15 protein-coding genes are annotated in these 17,773 nt (G+C 47.0%); 3 read left to right on the forward strand and 12 right to left on the reverse strand.

Going from position 1 to position 17,773, the window contains the following annotated elements:
- Positions 1–67: 67 nt before the first annotated feature.
- The 5 genes from yaaA to LS482_RS03825 form a co-directional block, all read right to left on the reverse strand.
- Positions 68–829: a peroxide stress protein YaaA gene (gene yaaA, locus LS482_RS03805; protein WP_233030425.1), complete on the reverse strand. Its 762-nt coding sequence runs from the start codon at positions 827–829 to the stop codon at positions 68–70.
- Positions 830–985: 156 nt separating this feature from the next.
- Complete coding sequence (locus LS482_RS03810; protein ID WP_233030426.1) at positions 986–2,149, reverse strand: sigma-54-dependent transcriptional regulator; 1,164 nt, start codon at positions 2,147–2,149, stop codon at positions 986–988.
- Between the two features lie 160 nt (positions 2,150–2,309).
- Entirely contained in the window at positions 2,310–3,155 is an 846-nt protein-coding gene (locus tag LS482_RS03815; protein WP_233030427.1) for a mechanosensitive ion channel family protein, read from the reverse strand.
- 22 nt (positions 3,156–3,177) lie between these two features.
- Entirely contained in the window at positions 3,178–4,521 is a 1,344-nt protein-coding gene (locus LS482_RS03820) for an ABC transporter permease (RefSeq protein ID WP_233030428.1), read from the reverse strand.
- Positions 4,514–5,452, reverse strand: a complete 939-nt coding sequence (locus LS482_RS03825) for an ABC transporter ATP-binding protein (protein ID WP_233030429.1) — start codon at positions 5,450–5,452, stop codon at positions 4,514–4,516. The genes LS482_RS03820 and LS482_RS03825 overlap by 8 nt, the downstream gene beginning before the upstream one ends.
- A 429-nt stretch (positions 5,453–5,881) precedes the next feature.
- Between LS482_RS03825 and typA the strand changes: the two genes are divergently transcribed.
- Positions 5,882–7,681 (forward strand): translational GTPase TypA, encoded by a 1,800-nt coding sequence (typA, locus tag LS482_RS03830; RefSeq protein WP_233030430.1) that lies wholly within the window; start codon positions 5,882–5,884, stop codon positions 7,679–7,681.
- Between the two features lie 154 nt (positions 7,682–7,835).
- Positions 7,836–8,069, forward strand: coding sequence for a uroporphyrinogen decarboxylase (locus LS482_RS03835; RefSeq protein WP_233030431.1), 234 nt, complete (start codon positions 7,836–7,838; stop codon positions 8,067–8,069).
- A 2-nt stretch (positions 8,070–8,071) separates the two neighbouring features.
- Here the strand turns inward: LS482_RS03835 and LS482_RS03840 are convergent, their stop codons facing one another.
- Both LS482_RS03840 and LS482_RS03845 read right to left on the reverse strand, forming a co-directional pair.
- The gene (locus LS482_RS03840) at positions 8,072–8,986 is read right to left on the reverse strand and encodes a TIGR01777 family oxidoreductase (RefSeq protein ID WP_233030432.1); all 915 of its coding nucleotides are present in this window, start codon (positions 8,984–8,986) and stop codon (positions 8,072–8,074) included.
- A gap of 177 nt (positions 8,987–9,163) precedes the next feature.
- Positions 9,164–9,889 carry a Dph6-related ATP pyrophosphatase gene (locus tag LS482_RS03845; RefSeq protein ID WP_233030433.1) on the reverse strand — a complete coding sequence of 242 codons (726 nt, stop codon included), beginning with the start codon at positions 9,887–9,889 and terminating at the stop codon, positions 9,164–9,166.
- Between the two features lie 62 nt (positions 9,890–9,951).
- Between LS482_RS03845 and lacZ the strand changes: the two genes are divergently transcribed.
- On the forward strand, positions 9,952–13,038 hold the full coding sequence (gene lacZ / locus LS482_RS03850) for a beta-galactosidase, LacZ type (protein WP_233030434.1): 3,087 nt from the start codon (positions 9,952–9,954) through the stop codon (positions 13,036–13,038).
- A gap of 149 nt (positions 13,039–13,187) precedes the next feature.
- Here the strand turns inward: lacZ and aroQ are convergent, their stop codons facing one another.
- The 5 genes from aroQ to LS482_RS03875 form a co-directional block, all read right to left on the reverse strand.
- Positions 13,188–13,604, reverse strand: a complete 417-nt coding sequence (gene aroQ, locus LS482_RS03855) for a type II 3-dehydroquinate dehydratase (protein WP_233030435.1) — start codon at positions 13,602–13,604, stop codon at positions 13,188–13,190.
- Positions 13,605–13,805: 201 nt separating this feature from the next.
- Positions 13,806–15,029, reverse strand: coding sequence for a glutamate-5-semialdehyde dehydrogenase (locus tag LS482_RS03860; RefSeq protein WP_302849404.1), 1,224 nt, complete (start codon positions 15,027–15,029; stop codon positions 13,806–13,808).
- Positions 15,030–15,116: 87 nt separating this feature from the next.
- Positions 15,117–15,887, reverse strand: coding sequence for a glutamate 5-kinase (gene proB, locus LS482_RS03865; RefSeq protein WP_233030437.1), 771 nt, complete (start codon positions 15,885–15,887; stop codon positions 15,117–15,119).
- Positions 15,877–16,701: a pyrroline-5-carboxylate reductase gene (proC, locus tag LS482_RS03870; protein WP_233030438.1), complete on the reverse strand. Its 825-nt coding sequence runs from the start codon at positions 16,699–16,701 to the stop codon at positions 15,877–15,879. The genes proB and proC overlap by 11 nt, the downstream gene beginning before the upstream one ends.
- Before the next feature lie 433 nt (positions 16,702–17,134).
- Positions 17,135–17,710, reverse strand: coding sequence for a porin family protein (locus LS482_RS03875; RefSeq protein WP_233030439.1), 576 nt, complete (start codon positions 17,708–17,710; stop codon positions 17,135–17,137).
- Positions 17,711–17,773 lie beyond the last annotated feature (63 nt).

The following is a 17,773-nucleotide window of genomic DNA, read 5'->3' on the forward strand; positions in this document are numbered from 1 at the left end:
GACAGCAGGGCTGACAATTCATTTCTCCGGTCTGTCTTATAAGTCCTACGGTTTCACCTCTTTTTTTCTATCTTACAAAAACCAGTTCGTTTTTCTTCACCGAATGTTCTTCGCTAAAGCTGTACCCTTCATAATCAAACCCTTTGAGGTCTTCCACGGTTTCTGCCCCGGTATCGAGAATATAACGCACCATAAGTCCCCTGGCCTTCTTGGCAAAGAAACTGATAACCTTCAGCTGATCGTTCTTCCAGTCCTTGAACTGCGGGGTAATGACCGGGACTTTCAACGACCTGGTATCTACTGCCTTGAAATACTCGTTACTGGCAAGGTTGATGAAGAGCTCGTCCTTTTCGAGTTCCTCATTCAGGGCTTTGGTCAATGTTTTTTTCCAGAACTCATACAGGTTTTTCTTTACGCCCACTTTGAGTGATGTCCCCATTTCCAACCTGTAAGGCTGGATCAGGTCCAGCGGCTTCAGTACTCCGTAGAGCCCGGATAAAATCCGCAGGGAATCCTGTAACTGGTCCAGCTTTGCCTCCGGAATGGTATAGGCGTCCAGGCCTTCGTAAACATCCCCGTTAAAGGCGTACACGGCCGGACGGGCATTCTCCGGGGAGAAAGGCAGGCTCCAGTCCTGATTGCGCTGCCAGTTGAGCTGCGCCAGGTTATCGGAGATCCCCATTAATTTCGACAGACTTTTAGGCGACTTCTTTTTCAGTATTTTGTTCAGTCGCTCCGCCTGTTTTAAAAACGAGGGTTCGGAATACCTTTTTACGGGCAGTTCGGATTCGTAATCCAATGATTTTGCCGGTGATATTACAATCTTCATGATACTGCTCTCTGATTTTTGTCCAAAGTTAAGCGAAAAACAAAACGGGATGCGGACTTTCCCAACATTCTTTCTGATAGTATTATTGGCGTTGTTTATGTTGCCAGTTTTCCGGTTGTATTTATAACAGGTAACCGGCAACCGGACCTCACTTCGTTACTTACTTGCAAAGAGTTCCACATCGCCTTCGCTGACCTCATCCCCTCCGAGAATGGTGAGCCGTTCCACCACATTGCGGAGTTCACGTATATTTCCCGTCCAGTCGTATTCCTGTAATAACTTTATGGCGACTTTGGAAAACCGTTTTTGCTGCACGCCCTGTTCCCCCGCCACTTTTTCGGCAAAGTGTTCTATGAGTAACGGTATGTCTTCTCTCCGGTCATTTAATGCAGGTACGTTAATGATAATAACGGCAAGCCTGTGGTAGAGGTCTTCCCGGAATTTCCCCTTTTCAATTTCCGCTTTCAGGTCTTTGTTGGTTGCCGCTATAACACGGACATCCACCTTGATGTCCTTATCGCTTCCTACCCTAGATATCCTGTTTTCCTGTAATGCGCGCAACACCTTGGCCTGTGCCGACAGGCTCATATCTCCTATTTCATCCAGAAAAATCGTTCCTTTGTTCGCAGTTTCGAATTTCCCGGCCCTGTCCTTCACCGCTGAAGTAAATGCTCCCTTGACATGCCCGAACAATTCGCTCTCAATCAACTCGGAAGGGATGGCTGCGCAGTTGACCTCCACCATAGGTGCCTTGGAACGGTCGCTCTTCTCATGCAACCAGTGTGCCACCAGTTCCTTGCCTGTTCCGTTAGCGCCGGTTATCAATACACGTGCATCGGTAGGGGCCACTTTTTCGATCATCTCTTTTATCCGGGAAATGGCCTCACTTTCCCCGATCATTTCAAAATGCTTGCTGACTTTCTTCTTGAGACGTTTATTTTCGCTGACCAGCTCTTTCTTGTCCAGGGCGTTTCTTACGGTATTGAGCAGCCTGTTCAAATCCGGCGGTTTGGAAATGTAATCATAGGCCCCGAGCTTCATGGTGTGCACGGCCGTATCCAGGTCGCCGTGTCCGGATATCATCACGAAAGGTGCATCGGGCTTCACCTTGGCCGAAGCCTCAAGCACTTCCACGCCATCCATTTTCGGCATCTTGATATCGCAAAGCACCAGGTCATAGTCTTCTTTCCTGATCATTTCTATCCCGGCAAGGCCGTCTTCGGCTTCATCCACCTCGTATTCCTTGTTTTCCTCCGTTAGTATCTTTATCAATACCCTTCGTATGGCAACTTCATCTTCTATTACTAAAATCTTTGGCATAGTTGTGTTTTTGGTTTATTGTTGCAGGTTTGAGTTTATTTGATTGCTGAATACACCCCCTGTGTCCCCCCTCAAGGGGGGAGCATAACGCTTTTTTAAAAGATACAAAGTTCCTCCCTTGTGGGGGTGTCTCTTCCAGAGTAATTCCACCTACCTGTTATCAATCGTTCGGAATAATGTGTATATCTCTTTGCGGGAACGGTATGGACACATTGTTTTCCCTGAACATCTTATCGATTTCGAAGCGTATTTCACTTTTTACCCTGAGCGCGACAAAACCATCGGGAAGGAAAAAATAGACCCCGAAGTCCAGGGAGGAATCACCGAAATTCTCAAAGAGCACAAAAGGCTCGGGAAATTCCAGCACGCCGGGATGACGGGAAGCGCATTTCAGCAGAATATCCTTGACCAGCTCTACATCAGACCCGTAGGCCACCCCTACGTTCACTTCTTCCCTTACCGTATTTCCGTTCTGTGTCCAGTTAAACAACGGATCGGACATAAATTTATGATTAGGGACGATCAGCACTTTCCCGCCACGGGTTTCCATACGCGTGGTGCGCAGGTGGATGCTGGTAACCCGCCCCACTTTATCGTCTACCTCCACAATATCCCCGACATGCAGCGACTTGTCGGTTATAATAAGTATGCCCGACATAATGTCCTGGAATAACTGTTGCAGGGCAAAACCCAGACCTACGGCCAATGCGGCAAACGGTGCCAGGAAAACGGTGATATTAATCCCGGAGGCATCAAGTGTAAATATGATGACCAGCACATATGTAATATACTTTGCGAACAGGAATATACTTGTAAACTTATTCTTATCCCCGTCGGCCATCTTCCTGGTAATTAACTTTCTTGTCAGTTTCAGGATAAAATTGGTGGCGATAATAGCAATAATAACAGCAATAAGTACCCCTACGGTTATATCTACCTTACTATCTTCAGGAGAATATATTTTATAGGCAAGAATGTTTTTGATGAAATCTATTATATCTTTCATAGCGCTGAGATTTGGTTAATTATCAACTATATTTCAACCATTTATACAATTCTTTATAACTTGGTTTCTTACCGTACATGAGTATGCCCACCCGGTATATCTTGGCCGCCAGCCATACAATACACAAAAAGGTGGCTATAAGCAATGCTATGGAAGTGATAAACTGCCACAGCGGCACTCCTCCGGGGCCTACACCGCCGGGCAAACGCATAAGCATTACAATGGGAGATGTTAAGGGGAACAGTGAAAACCCTACTGCTATCGGTCCGTGGGGGTTGCTGAACACCGAGAAGAAACCGACGTATATGGCCAGCATCAACGGTAATATTACCGGGAACATAAATTGCTGCGTATCGGTCTCGTTGTCTACCGCAGCACCTATGGCCGCATAAATAGAGCTGTAAATAAGATATCCCAGTATAAAATACACCACAAAGGAAAACAACAACAGTCCCCAGGATATATTTAACAATTCAACCAGATAAAGTTGTATTTTTTCCTGCATTCCTCCGGACATATTGTTTACGGCATCCACAGCTTCGGGGGGAATCCTGGAACCTCCGCCCAACTCCCCTATACTGACCCCGAGAAAACCGGCAAGCAGGAACAGTAACAAGCCTGCCGAAACCGTCCAGATCATAAACTGGGTGATCCCGGCCAGGGAAGTCCCTATAATTTTTCCCAGCATAAGCTGAAAGGGTTTTACCGAAGAAATGATCACCTCTATGATCCTGCTGGTCTTTTCCTCGATGACACTGCGCATCACAAAAGCACCGTAAATGATAATGAACATCATGATAAGATACCCGAAAGCACCACCTATAAAGGCTTTCATTTCATTGATGCCGCGTAATTTTTTCTCGCCCGTATAGTTCTCTACGTTGATCTCATAACCTTTTGCCATCTCTTTCAGGACCTTGTCGGGCACCCCGAAATTCTGAAGTTTCACCTCCCTGACCTGCTTGCGTATCTCACTTTCCATAGACGAAAGGGTCCCGAGCCCCGGGGATTCCCTGCAAAAAAACTCGATGTTTTCGGCTACGGTCTCTATATCGCCCCCTTCCGGGATGTAGAGCAGGCCATAGTATGCGGCATGTTGCGCGGAATCCTTGGCCGCTTCTACCGACATTTCGTCAAACTTTATAAAAGACATGGAAGCATTGTCCTGAAACTGGGCCCGGAAAAAATTTCCCTCGTTCAATACGGCCACGACTTTTTTCTCGTCATTATTGGCTTTGGTAAGAAAGAACACCAGCGCTGCCATTCCCACTACCAGTAACGGGCTCAGGATGGTCATCACTATAAAAGACCTGTTGCGCACTTTGGCCAGGTATTCCCTTTTTATGATCAACGGCAGTTTATGCATTGCGGTCACTATCTTTTACGGTTTGAATAAAAATATCGTTTACACTGGGGATGACCTCTACAAAATGATTGACGGTAGCCCTGGACACCAGGTATTCCAAAAGGTCGTTGGGCGAATGCCCGTTTTGTAGCTGTACCCTTAATTTGAGTTCGTCGGAAAGCGATTTAAAACTGGCTTCCGACACGGTAAACCGGTCCTGTAACAACAATCGCAACTCTTCCTTGTTTTCCGTATCCAGGCCAACTTCAAAAGTATTGCTGCGATACTGTCGTTTTATATCCGCCAGCTTTCCGTCGAGCAGTTTTTTCGATTGGTTGATCAGGGCAATGTCATCGCAAAGCTCCTCTACCGATTCCATCCGGTGTGTGGAAAAGATAACAGTGGCCCCTTTATCCCTAAGGTGTAATATTTCGTCTTTAATGATGTTCGCATTGATGGGGTCAAACCCGCTGAAAGGTTCATCAAAAATAAGCAGTTTGGGGCGGTGCAGCACGGTAACCACAAACTGTATCTTCTGTGCCATCCCTTTGGACAGTTCCTGTATCTTTTTGTTCCACCAGTCACCGATATCCAGCCGGTCAAACCAGTATTTCAAACGTTCCCGGGCCTCTTTCCGTGACAGTCCTTTCAGTTGCGCCAGGTAGAGGGCCTGCTCCCCCACTTTCATGCTTTTATACAGCCCCCGTTCCTCCGGAAGGTAACCAATGTCGGTGATATGACCGGACCGAAGCGGTTCTCCATCGAATGTGACCGTTCCTTTATCGGGATAGGTAATCTGGTTGACAATACGTATCAGGGTTGTTTTTCCCGCCCCGTTGGGTCCCAGCAAACCGAAAATACTGCCCCCGGGCACTTTCAGTGAAACATTGTCCAGCGCGGTGTACTGTCCGTATTTTTTGGAAACATCATTTACTTCCAGCAGATTACTCATATCGCAATATTGGTTTTCGCATAGTAGCATCCAAAGATATTGAAATCACTACTAACGAGGGAAAAAAGGAAAAAATTATTTAAATTCAGGCCTGTTCGTGAAGAAAAAACTGCCGGATTTCCGATACAAAAAAATTTCCGCATCTGTCCCGTACTCCTTAAAAAACAATAATTTAATACGCATATACCAATAATATAATTTATATTTGCGCCCTCAAAATCGGATGTGACCGATGACCGATGACCGATGACCGATGACCGATGACCGATGACCGATGACCGATGACCGATGACCGATGACCGATGACCGATGACCGATGACCGATGACCGATGACCGATGACCGATGACCGATGACCGATGACCGATGACCGATGACCGATGACCGATGACCTGCAAAAAAAATAGCGATAAAAAATCAAGTTAAGAACATGGCGGATATCAGAAATATAGCAATCATAGCCCACGTGGACCACGGAAAGACCACGCTGGTGGACAAAATAATGTACCATTGCCAGCTATTCCGGGAAAATGAAAACACGGGCGACCTGATCCTGGACAATAACGACCTGGAACGCGAAAGGGGGATTACCATAACCTCCAAAAACGTTTCGGTGACCTATAAGAGCACCAAGATCAACATCATTGACACTCCCGGGCACGCCGATTTCGGTGGTGAAGTAGAACGGGTGCTGAACATGGCCGACGGGGTTTTGCTGTTGGTAGACGCTTTTGAAGGCCCCATGCCGCAAACACGTTTTGTGCTGCAAAAGGCCATCGACCTGAAACTGAAACCGTGCGTGGTTATCAACAAGGTGGACAAGGAGAACTGTACGCCCGAGGAAGTCCATGAAAAAGTATTTGACCTGATGTTTGAACTGGGAGCGGAAGAATGGCAACTGGATTTCCCTACGGTCTACGGATCGGCCAAGAACAACTGGATGTCGGAAGACTGGAAAAACGAAACAGACAATATTGAGCCGCTTCTGGACATGGTGATAGCACACATCCCCGAACCGAAAGTATCGGAAGGGACACCGCAAATGCTCATCACTTCCCTTGACTTTTCCAGTTTTACCGGGCGTATTGCCATAGGCAGGCTGCAACGCGGCACACTGACCGAAGGCATGCAGGTATCGCTGGTAAAAAGGGACGGGAGCATATCGAGATCAAGAATAAAGGAATTGCATATTTTTGAAGGGCTGGGCCGGAAAAAAGTGGCCGAGGTCAATGCCGGTGATATCTGTGCCATTGTAGGCCTGGAAGGCTTTGAAATAGGCGATACCATTGCCGACCTGGAAAACCCGGAAGCCCTGACCTCCATTGCCATAGACGAGCCTACCATGAGTATGCTCTTCACCATCAACGATTCCCCGTTCTTCGGCAAGGAAGGTAAATATGTGACTTCCCGCCATATCAAGGAACGGTTAGCAAAAGAACTGGAAAAAAACCTGGCACTGCGGGTGGAAGAAACCGAAAATGCCGACAAATTCATGGTTTACGGACGCGGGGTACTGCACCTTTCCGTTCTCATAGAAACCATGCGTCGTGAAGGTTATGAACTCCAGATCGGGCAACCCCAGGTGATCATCAAGGAGATAGACGGTGTAAAATGCGAACCTGTGGAGGAGCTGACCATCGACCTGCCGGAAAACCTGTCGGGAAAAGCGGTGGAATTCGTAAGCCTGCGCAAAGGTGAAATGCTGAGTATGGAGCCCAAGGGAGAACGCATGGTTTGTGTGTTCCATATCCCGTCGAGGGGAATCATCGGGCTGCGAAACCAGTTGCTCACGGCTACAGCAGGTGAGGCTATCATGTCGCACCGCTTTATAGAATATCAACCCTACAAAGGAGATATCCCGGGAAGGAACAACGGTTCGCTCATATCAATGGAAAAAGGAAAAGCCATTCCTTATTCTATCGACAAGTTGCAGGACAGGGGCAAGTTCTTTATCGATCCCAATGAGGATATCTACGAAGGCCAGGTGATCGGGGAAAACTCCAGGAGCGACGATATGACCGTGAACGTAACCAAGACCAAAAAACTCTCCAATGTCCGTTCCTCGGGAGCCGACGAAAAGGCGAAGATCGTACCGGCCATAAAATTCTCACTCGAAGAAGCACTGGAATACATCCAGAAAGACGAATATGTTGAGGTAACGCCCAAAAGTTTGAGGTTACGGAAGATATACCTTACCGAAAACGAAAGGAAGCGTCATAAAATAGCTTAGCTTCGGCTTCGCTTCAGCTACCGGGAGGTGCCCGGTTGCTTGCTGAACGGCATTAAATAACCGGACACGGACATGTGGTTTCCGGGCAACTATAAACATCAAAAAGTAACATCCGCCCGGTTCTCATCGGGTCCCGGGCGGCCGACAGCAATTTATGGAACTATTTGGTATCTCCATAACGGAATGGATTGGTTATGCCGCCTCTCTGGGGGTGTTGCTTTCTTTCCTTATGCGGGATATCACAACACTGAGAACCGTGAATTCCATCGGTTGTTTTCTCTTCGTGATATACGGTGTCATGCTCCCTTCCATCCCGGTAATCATTACCAACCTTGCTATTCTCGGTGTGAACATCTATTTTATTTTTTTCAAGCGTAAAAAACAATAAGATCATTCCCTGTCGAACAGGTTGTCCAATGCCGGGCTCAGGCTGGAGTATCTGAAGGAAAAGCCCATATCTGTTATTTTACGCGAACTCACCCTCTGCCCGCTGAACAAGAGGTAGGACATCTCACCCAGCAAACCCCGCATCACAAAACGTGGTATATTGGGAAGTATTAACGGCTTTTCAAGTTTTTTCGCAATTTCCCGGGTCAGCTTTTCATTGGTCACCGGGTTGGGGGCAACACCGTTAAAAATACCGGGCATTTCTTTCTCCAGAAGGAACAGGAATATCCTGGCCAGGTCTGTAATATGTATCCACGACTGCCATTGTTGTCCGCTGCCAAAAGCAGCCCCTGCAAAATACCGTACGGGTTTTGCCATTTGAGGCAGGGCTCCCCCGTCCGGTGAAAGCACCAGGCCTATACGTACTTTGGCCACTTCAAGCCCCTGTTTCCCCAGTCGGTCGGCAGCAGCTTCCCATTCCCGTATCACCTTCCCGGGGAAAGAATTGTCCACCTCCTCTTCCTCTTCATCGTAATAATGCGTCAGGGAATCCGGATATATTCCTATGGCGGAAGCCGAGACCAGCATTCTCACATGATGTTCTCTGTTATTTTCCAGGGTTTTATCCAGTAATTGCAGCGACTTTACCCTGCTGTCCAGGATACGTTTTTTATGTTGCGCTGTCCACCGTCTGGCAATCGGGGCTCCCGCAAGGTTAATAATGGCATCTACCCCTTCCAGGCATTCCGTAGCTATTTCTTCTTTTCCGGGATTCCAGTAAAATCCCTTGCACTTCTCGGTATACTTAATTTTGGAATGACTTGTTGTGAGATAGTGCACATCAATCCCCTCCCGGCCGCATAGTCTGACTATCTCCTTGCCTATCAATCCTGTTGCTCCTGTAATTAAAACACGCATCACATCCATCTTTTTCTCCACACTATTAAAGATACGGTATATTATACGGGTAACACAACAATTTAAAAAAGGTTTAACGTCCCTCGGCTCCGCTCGGGAACCAGGAAGGGCAGATATATTGGTTTTATAGTAAACTATTTCCTAAAACCCCCGGTTCCCGAGCCCTTCGGCTTGCACTCAGGATAAGCCTGAGCCGGGGGAAAGATCACAATACCAGAAGGAATTGTCCCAGTTTTGTTTTTCGTTGTTTTCCGGTCCGTAACTTTTCAGTACTTTTTCACCGGTCTTAAAACCTACCGGATACCGGAATACGGGGCCGTCATACACAAAAGTGTGGAATTCCCCGTTTTCCCCGCAGGCGTCCACTCCCCCGGGCAAATCGCGAATAAAGCTGTGGTCGATCTCCCTGCCGCAGAATTCCGGCCCCAGCACCCTGGCATTTACGCATACCGTAACCGCTTTAAAACCGAGTTCCAGAAATTCTTCCAGAAGTTTACGGGTATCCTGTTTCCACAAGGGGAAAACGGCCTCCAAACCTGTTTCCGCAAGTCTTTCTTCCCGGTATTTTTTCAGGTCTTCGAGGAAAATATCACCAAAGGCAGCATAACGGTATCCTTTACCATAAAGCAGGGCGGTTTCTTTCTTCATGGTCCGGTCATACGTTTCCATATCCACAACGGCGGGAAAATAAATTTTACGCAATGGCAAACCGATACTTTTTGCCTGGAGGCCCAGCAACGTTTCCGGCAAACCGTGCATGGACACCCTGCCGAAATCCCTGTTTACGGTGGTCACCAAGGTCTGTACATCATAGTCCCCCCGCTCTGACATTCTGTATAAGGCCAGGGCAGAATCCTTTCCGCTGCTCCAGTTCAAATATGTTTTTTTATCGGGATTTACCATAAAAAGCAGGATTATAAGCTTGTTCTTTTATATATTTGTGTTCGAACACAATATCAACTTCCATGAAAACGCACTATTCGACATTTCTGTTTTTACTGCTATCCACTGCCATATTATCGCAAACCTTAGACCCTGTTTGGGAAAACCCGGATGTTACGGGCATCAACAAACTCCCTCCGAGGGCCTCTTTCTTCGCCTACGAAAATAATACTCTTGCCGGACAGGACAAAAGGGAAGCTTCGAAAAGATACCTCCTGCTCAACGGCACGTGGAAATTCAACTGGGTGCGTGACGTAGCCGACCGCCCTACGGATTTTTATAAGGAAACTTACGACACTTCCGGATGGGACGATATCAAAGTGCCGGGAAACTGGGAATTACAGGGCTATGGTGTGCCCATTTATGTGAACCACCCTTATGAATTCAAGGTCAAAAACCCTTCTCCGCCGGATATCCCGGACGGTTATAATCCCGTGGGTTCTTACAAAAGAACATTTACACTCCCCGAAGGCTGGAAGGACAAAAAGGTATACATTCATCTCGGGGCGGTGAAATCTGCCTTTTACATCTGGGTAAACGGTAAAAAAGCGGGGTACAGCCAGGGGTCAAAGCTCCCGGCCGAATTTGATATCACCCCTTACGTAAAACCGGGAAAAAACCAGGTGGCCCTTGAAGTGTACCGCTGGAGCGACGGCAGCTACCTGGAATGCCAGGATTTCTGGAGAATATCGGGCATTGAACGGGATGTTTACCTCTATGCCACACCTCAAACCCACATCGGGGATATTGATATCCTCGCCGCTCTCGACAATTCTTATACCGACGGGATTTTTCAACTGAAAGTCAAAGTGAAGGACCTGTCTTCCCGAAAGAACAGGCACACATTGAACATTACCCTTTTTGAAGGCGAAAACGTCGTGTATAAAGACTCCCGGAAGGTAACGGACAGCATCACTTCGTTTTCACATAAAATCCCGGGGGTCAAACAATGGTCGGCCGAAACTCCCAACCTGTACCGTTTGGAGATCACCCTTTCCGAAAGGGGAAAACAGAAAGAGGTAATATCGCAACGCGTAGGTTTCCGTACCACCGAAATAAAAGGCAACCAGTACTACCTGAACGGAGAACCCATCCTTATCAAAGGCGTAAACCGCCACGAACACGACCCGGTAACCGGACATGTGATTTCCCGGGAGCTTATGGAAAAAGATATCCGCATCCTGAAACAATACAACATCAATGCCGTTCGTATGGCCCATTATCCCAACGACCCCTATTTTTATGAACTGTGTGATATTTACGGGATCTATGTTGTGGATGAAGCAAATATAGAATCGCACGGCATGTATTACGACCTGGAATACACGCTGGGCAATAACCCGAAATGGCTCAAAGCCCACATGGAACGCATTCGGCGCATGGTGGAAAGGGACAAGAACCACCCGTCCGTCATTACATGGTCGCTGGGTAACGAAGCGGGCAACGGCTGGAATTTCTACAACGCCTACAACTGGATCAGTGAACGCGATCCTTCCCGCCCGGTACAATACGAACGCGCCGGGAAAGAATGGAACACGGATATTATTGTGCCGCAATATCCTTCGCCGGGTTCAATGGCGGCATTTGCAGAAAAAGGGTACAACCGCCCCTTGATCATGAGTGAATACGCCCATGCCATGGGAAACAGCCTCGGGAACTTCAGGGAATTCTGGGAGGTCATTGAAAAATACGATATCCTGCAGGGCGGGTTTATCTGGGATTACGTAGACCAGGGGATCAAAACGGTAAAGAACGGAAAGGAAATCTACGCTTACGGCGGCGATTTCGGCCCGCAAAATACGCCGAGCGACGGTAATTTCCTCCTCAACGGCCTGGTGATGCCCGACCGCAGCCCGAACCCGCATATGTTTGAAGTAAAAAGGGTGCACCAAAATGTGAAATTTGCCATCAGGGACACGCTAAACCGGACTTTTGCCATAAAGAACTGGTACTTTTTCCGGGATATCTCCAACTACCGCATAGACTGGGAACTACTGGAAAACGGTACCTCCAGGGAAAAGGGCACCCTGGAGGGTTTCAACCTGAAACCCCGGGAAGAAAAAGAGGTTTCCATTCCGCTGACTTCAAGTTTTGCGCCCGGCAAGGAATACCTCCTGAACTTTTCGGTTCGCCTGAAGGAAAAAGAACCGTTTATCCCGGCAGATTATGAAATCGCCTACGACCAGTTTCTGCTTCAAAAGGGAAAAACCTTCATCCCCGAAAAAACAGGAAAAAACATCACCATAAATAAAAAAGACGGATACATTAGCCTGAAAGGTGATGCCTTTTCCGTGAACTTTGATACCGGTAAGGGAATAATCAGCAACTATACACATAACGGTCAAACCTTACTCGAAGAAGGCGGACAGGTGAATTTCTGGCGGGCTCCCGTAGACAATGATTACGGTGCGGGAACACAGCGAAAATATGCCGGATGGAAAAAAGCGGGGAAATCCGGGGAAAATGTTACTTACAAAACGGCCGAGCTGAAAAAAGACAAAGCCGTAGAAATCACTTTTACCCGGCCATTACTGCAAGGCGATGCTGAGTTTACACAGCGGTACACAGTTTACGGAGACGGCAGGATACACGTAGCTAACAGTTTTAAGGCCGGAAAAGGCGAACACACCCCCATGTTCAAGTTCGGGAATACCATGGTGCTCCCCGAAGGCTTTGAAAACGTGGAGTGGTACGGCCGCGGACCTTTCGAGTCTTATACCGACCGCAAGACCGCTGCGCTTATCGGCCTGTACAAAGGGACCGTTTCGGGGCAGTACCACCCTTATATCCGTCCGCAGGACAGCGGGAACAAGACGGATGTCCGTCATGCCACCCTGAGTAACGGCAAAGGCGCTGTTCTACAGATCATAGGTGATGCTCCCGTACATTTTTCGGCATTGCACTACAATACCGATGACCTGGACGGGGGAATGGAAAAAGCGCAAACGCACTCCGGAGAACTCGTTCCGCGGAAAAAGACTTTTGTCAATGTGGATGGCATGCAGTCCGGCGTAGCGGGTATTGACAGCTGGTACAGCCTTCCCCTGGAAAAATACCGGTTGCCTTATGCTTCGTATGCTTACGGGTATTGGATCGTTCCTTCGAGGTAGAATTTTAGCTTTACAGGGCTTCCCGCTTTTCTGGGCGGGGAGTTTGCCCGGCAGGTCCCGGGACTTCCCTACAGATCCGTACTATTCCGTGACATGGGCTTTCTAATCCTCCGGTCCCGATCAAAGAGAGGGACTATCAGGCAGTTCCTTTATTTTATAAAACTCTGAATGGCCAGCACATAGCTTTGAAGCCCGAAGCCCAGTATAACACCTTTTGCATTGGGCGATATATAGGATTGATGACGAAATGATTCCCGCCCGAAGGTATTGGAAATATGTATCTCCACTACGGGGGTGGTTATACCCTTTATAGCGTCTCCTATACCTACGGAAGTATGTGTATAAGCCCCGGCATTGAGGATGATACCATCATAGCTGAACCCCGTTTCGTGCAGCTTGTCTATGATCTCGCCTTCTATATTAGACTGGTAGTACTCCAGGTCTACACCCGGAAAATCCGACCGTAGTTTAAACAGGTAGTCTTCGAAGGTTTCGGAACCGTATATTTCGGGCTCACGCTTACCGAGCAGGTTCAGGTTGGGACCGTTGATGATGATCAATTTCATTTTTCTGTATCTTTTGACCGGAAATCAATCCGAAAAAATTTTCATTGTAAAAATATTCATAATATTATGGATAAAAATGGAAAAAGCCGATAAAAAAAGTCCCGGATGATCTGGTGACCTTCCGGGACTTGTGTATTTATTCAAAAAGGGTTCTGTTTCAGCCTCTGTGTAAAACAGATAACAGTGAATGTCTAAAAGCCTTTATACACGCACCTGACCGTTACCATACACATAGTACTTATTGGTGACCAGTTGTTCCAGTCCCAGCGGGCCCCTGTGGTGCAGCTTGTCGGTACTGATGGCCAGTTCGGCACCTACGCCCATTTGTCCGCCATCGGTAAAACGGGTGGAGGCATTCTGGTATACCGCAGCACTGTCTATCTGTTCCATAAAGGCCTGTGCCGTAGTATCATCTTCCGTAAGTATACAGGCGGAATGCCCACCGGAATACTTGTTGATCCGGTCTATGGCTTCATCTACATTATCCACGGCACCGATCACTGCCTTGAGCGCCAGGAATTCTTCATACCAAACCGACTCTTCTTCCACCAGGGAAGCATCCGGGAGAACCTTCTTGATGTTCTCATCAACCAGGAGTTCTACGGAATTTTGCCGCAATTCCTTTTCCAGCTCTTTTACTTTGGTCTCATAGCCGGAGATATTCTTATCGATCAAAATTTTGTCCAGAGCATTGCACCCGGAGATCTTGTCGGTCTTGGCATTGATAATGACCTTGAGGGCCTTGTTCCAGTCGGCATCCTTATTCACATAAAGGAAATTATTCCCTCTTCCACTCACCAATACGGCACAGCGGGCGTGGTCTTTTACAAACTGAATAAGCCTTTCCCCTCCTCGCGGTACGATAAGGTCCAGTTTTTCCGGCGGATTCTTCAAAAATTCCTGGGTTTCCTGTCGGTTCATGTTCAGTAATTGCACCCAGGCTTCCGGTTCCAGGCCGTTTTCTTTCAGGGCCCTGTGCCAGCATTCCTCGAGTTTTTTATTGCTGTTCCAGGCTTCTTTCCCGCCTTTGAGCAATATCTTATTATTGGCTTTAAAGGCCAGAACGGATGCTTCTATGGTTACATCCGGCCGGGACTCATATATGATCATTATCGTACCGAACGGGGCGGTTTTATTCAGTATTTTCAGGCCGTTCTCCAGTTCACGGGACGATTTTACCTTCCCGACAGGGTCGTCCTGCCCGCGGACTTCTTTCACCGCCTGGATCATACCGTCTACCTTGGCCTGGTTTACCACCAGCCTGTCATACATGGCACGGTCTGAACTGTCAAAGGCATCCAGATCCTTTTTATTGGCCGCAATTATGGCTTCGCGCTCTTCGTCCAGGATACGCTCCATGGATTCGAGCACCTTGTTTTTTATATCTTTTGCTAATAGTTTCATTTTTTCTGATTTTTTGTGAATGAAGTTTTTTTGATGCCGAAAGTCGGGAGTCCGGAGTCGAAAGTGAAAAATACTTCGGACTCCGGACTTCTGACTTCGAACCTTTTTCTATTCCACAATCCGTGTCCCCACGTCTTTTCCTGCCACGATATCAAGGATCACACGGTCCTTCTTACCGTTGGCAATATAGGTAGGGATATTCTTGGCCGCCGTGTTCTTGGCGATCTTGAGCTTGGAGCCCATACCGCCACGGCCGGAGGTTTCCCCTTTGTCCGTTTCCTCGATGAACTGTTCCACTTTCTGGTTTACTCTTACCTCGGGAAGCAGCTCGGAATCGTCATTGTCCGGGTGTCCGGTGTAGAAACCGTCTATATCCGTAAGGATGATCAGCATATCGGCATGGATCAATTCAGCAATAAGGCTTGCCAGCTCGTCATTATCGGAAAACATGGAATGTGTTACCGACACGGCGTCGTCCTCGTTGGCAATGGGGATAACTCCTTCAGACATCAACCCTTCATAACAGTTGATCATATTCTTGCGGTGCTCACCGGGATTAAAATCCCTTTTGGTGGCCAGCACCTGTGCACAACGCATACCGTAATCGTGAAAAATGCTGTAATAATAACGCATCATCCTCGGTTGTCCTATGGCAGAATAGACCTGCCTTCGTATGGACTTGTTCTCTATATCGCTCTCTCCCAGAATTTCCCGTCCTGCATTGGCCGAACCTGAAGAGACCAGTACGGTCATAATATTCTGTTCGTACAATTCGGCAACCTGGTCTACGAGTCTTTTTAAGATAGGCTGTACAATGCGGTTGTCTTTATTGATCATTACATTGGTACCTACCTTGACTACTATTCTTTTATCGTACATATTCCTTATTGTTTTCATTACCCAGCTGTACCGCTCTCTCAAAAGCAGCATGGGCTGCGTCCTTGATGAGTTCTTTTACGTTGTTCTCCTCCATGGAGTCCAGCGCGGCACGGGTAGTACCTCCTTTTGAAGCCACTCTGTCCATCCATGCATTGGGGTCGAGATCAGAACTGTTGAACAATTCTACAGCCCCCTGGAACGTCTGGGCCACCATAAGGCGGGCGTCTTTCTGGGTAAATCCCATTTTCATTGCAGCTTCCATCATGGACTGCATAAAATAGAATATGTAAGCGGGTCCGGAACCGGAGATCCCGGTAGATTTGTCTATTTCCATTTCGCTGGCAAGCTTAATAGACCTTCCGGTGGTATCTATCAGCTTTTCAACGGTAAGGAGCTCCAGTCTGGAAACGTCCTTGGAAGCGGTAAAGGAAGTAAATCCGTGACCTACCCTGGCCGCGAGGTTAGGCATGGCACGCACTACCTTTTTAATGTCCATGGCTTCCTGCATGGTTTTGATGGTGACACCGGCCATGATGGATATAAAAATCTGATCCGGCCGTTTGTGTTCCTTGATCGCCTGAAAGAGCTCATCGCTGTGGTAGGGCTTTACCGCGATGAACACGATATCTGCATTGGGTAAACAATCTTCAATTTTTTCGTAGACGTCGAATTCGTCGTTTTTTTTCAGTGCGTCGGTTCGCTCCCGGGCACTGTCTAGAATCATTAAATCTTTTTTCTTTAATAAGTCTGATTGGGCCATTCCCTGGGCATACGTTAGCCCCATGTTTCCGGCGCCAATTACAAGAACTTTCATTTGTTGAAGTTTTATAGTTATTATTAAATTCCGTCAGGTTACTGCAAGGAATGTGCTGAAAATTAGGAAAAACCTACAAACACGGATAAAACGCATCAATCCGGGACACACAATATGCTAAAAAACAGTAAGTTAATTGTGCCAGGTTAAGTTTTTAACAATTTTAAGGAAATTTCTGTCTCCCTACTGCCAGCCCAAAAAAGCCCGACATATGTGCATAAACCTGAAAAAAAGGCAGGTTTTGCTCTCTAAAATTAACACAACTTTAACATATGAAAAAATGTCAGGGATGCTCAATACTCCTCTTCCCGTCACTAATTTACGAATATATTTTTATGTCGGCAGTTAAAACCTATTTATATACTTCTGCTTTAAACAAAAAAAGGGAGTCCGCAAAGACTCCCTTTTTTGTACCATTTAAAATGGTAAGTGTTTAAAATCTATACCCCACACCTACCTGGAAATTCCGTGTTTTCATTTCAAAGTCGGCAAACTCGGTACCATCTACATCCAGGATATCCGATACCCCCAGATTGTATCTGGCATCAAAAAAGAGACCGGTGGGCAGTTCATATCCCGCACCAAAACTAAGGCTGAAATTTGTAGATTTAAGGTCGTCTGTACCTCCATCAGCATCTACCACTATACCTAACTGCGGACCGGCATGGATATTAAAACCTTCCACTACATAGAACTTGGCCAATATCGGAATATTAATAAATGAAATCTCGGCATCCACTTCTTCATTTGTAAAAACATCTTGTCCTTTAGCTCCTTCACTGGAATACAATACTTCGGGCTGAATGTGAAACTTTTCAGAAATTCCGAAATCTGCCAGACCACCTATATAAAATCCGGTTCGTCCATCACTGGTTCCGCTTCCAAAGTCTGCTTCAACCTTTAGGTTAGAAAAATTCAACCCACCTTTCACCCCGAAGGTAACATCCTGTGCGGCGGCGTTAAACCCAAAACCGAGTGCCATTACGGCAATAAGTAATACTTTTTTCATATTGCTATATTTTTAGATTAACGCGGCTAAGATAAATGATATTTTATTTGATATCACAAAAAA

The organism is Sinomicrobium kalidii (assembly GCF_021183825.1).
Classification (GTDB): Bacteria; Bacteroidota; Bacteroidia; order Flavobacteriales; family Flavobacteriaceae; genus Sinomicrobium; species Sinomicrobium kalidii.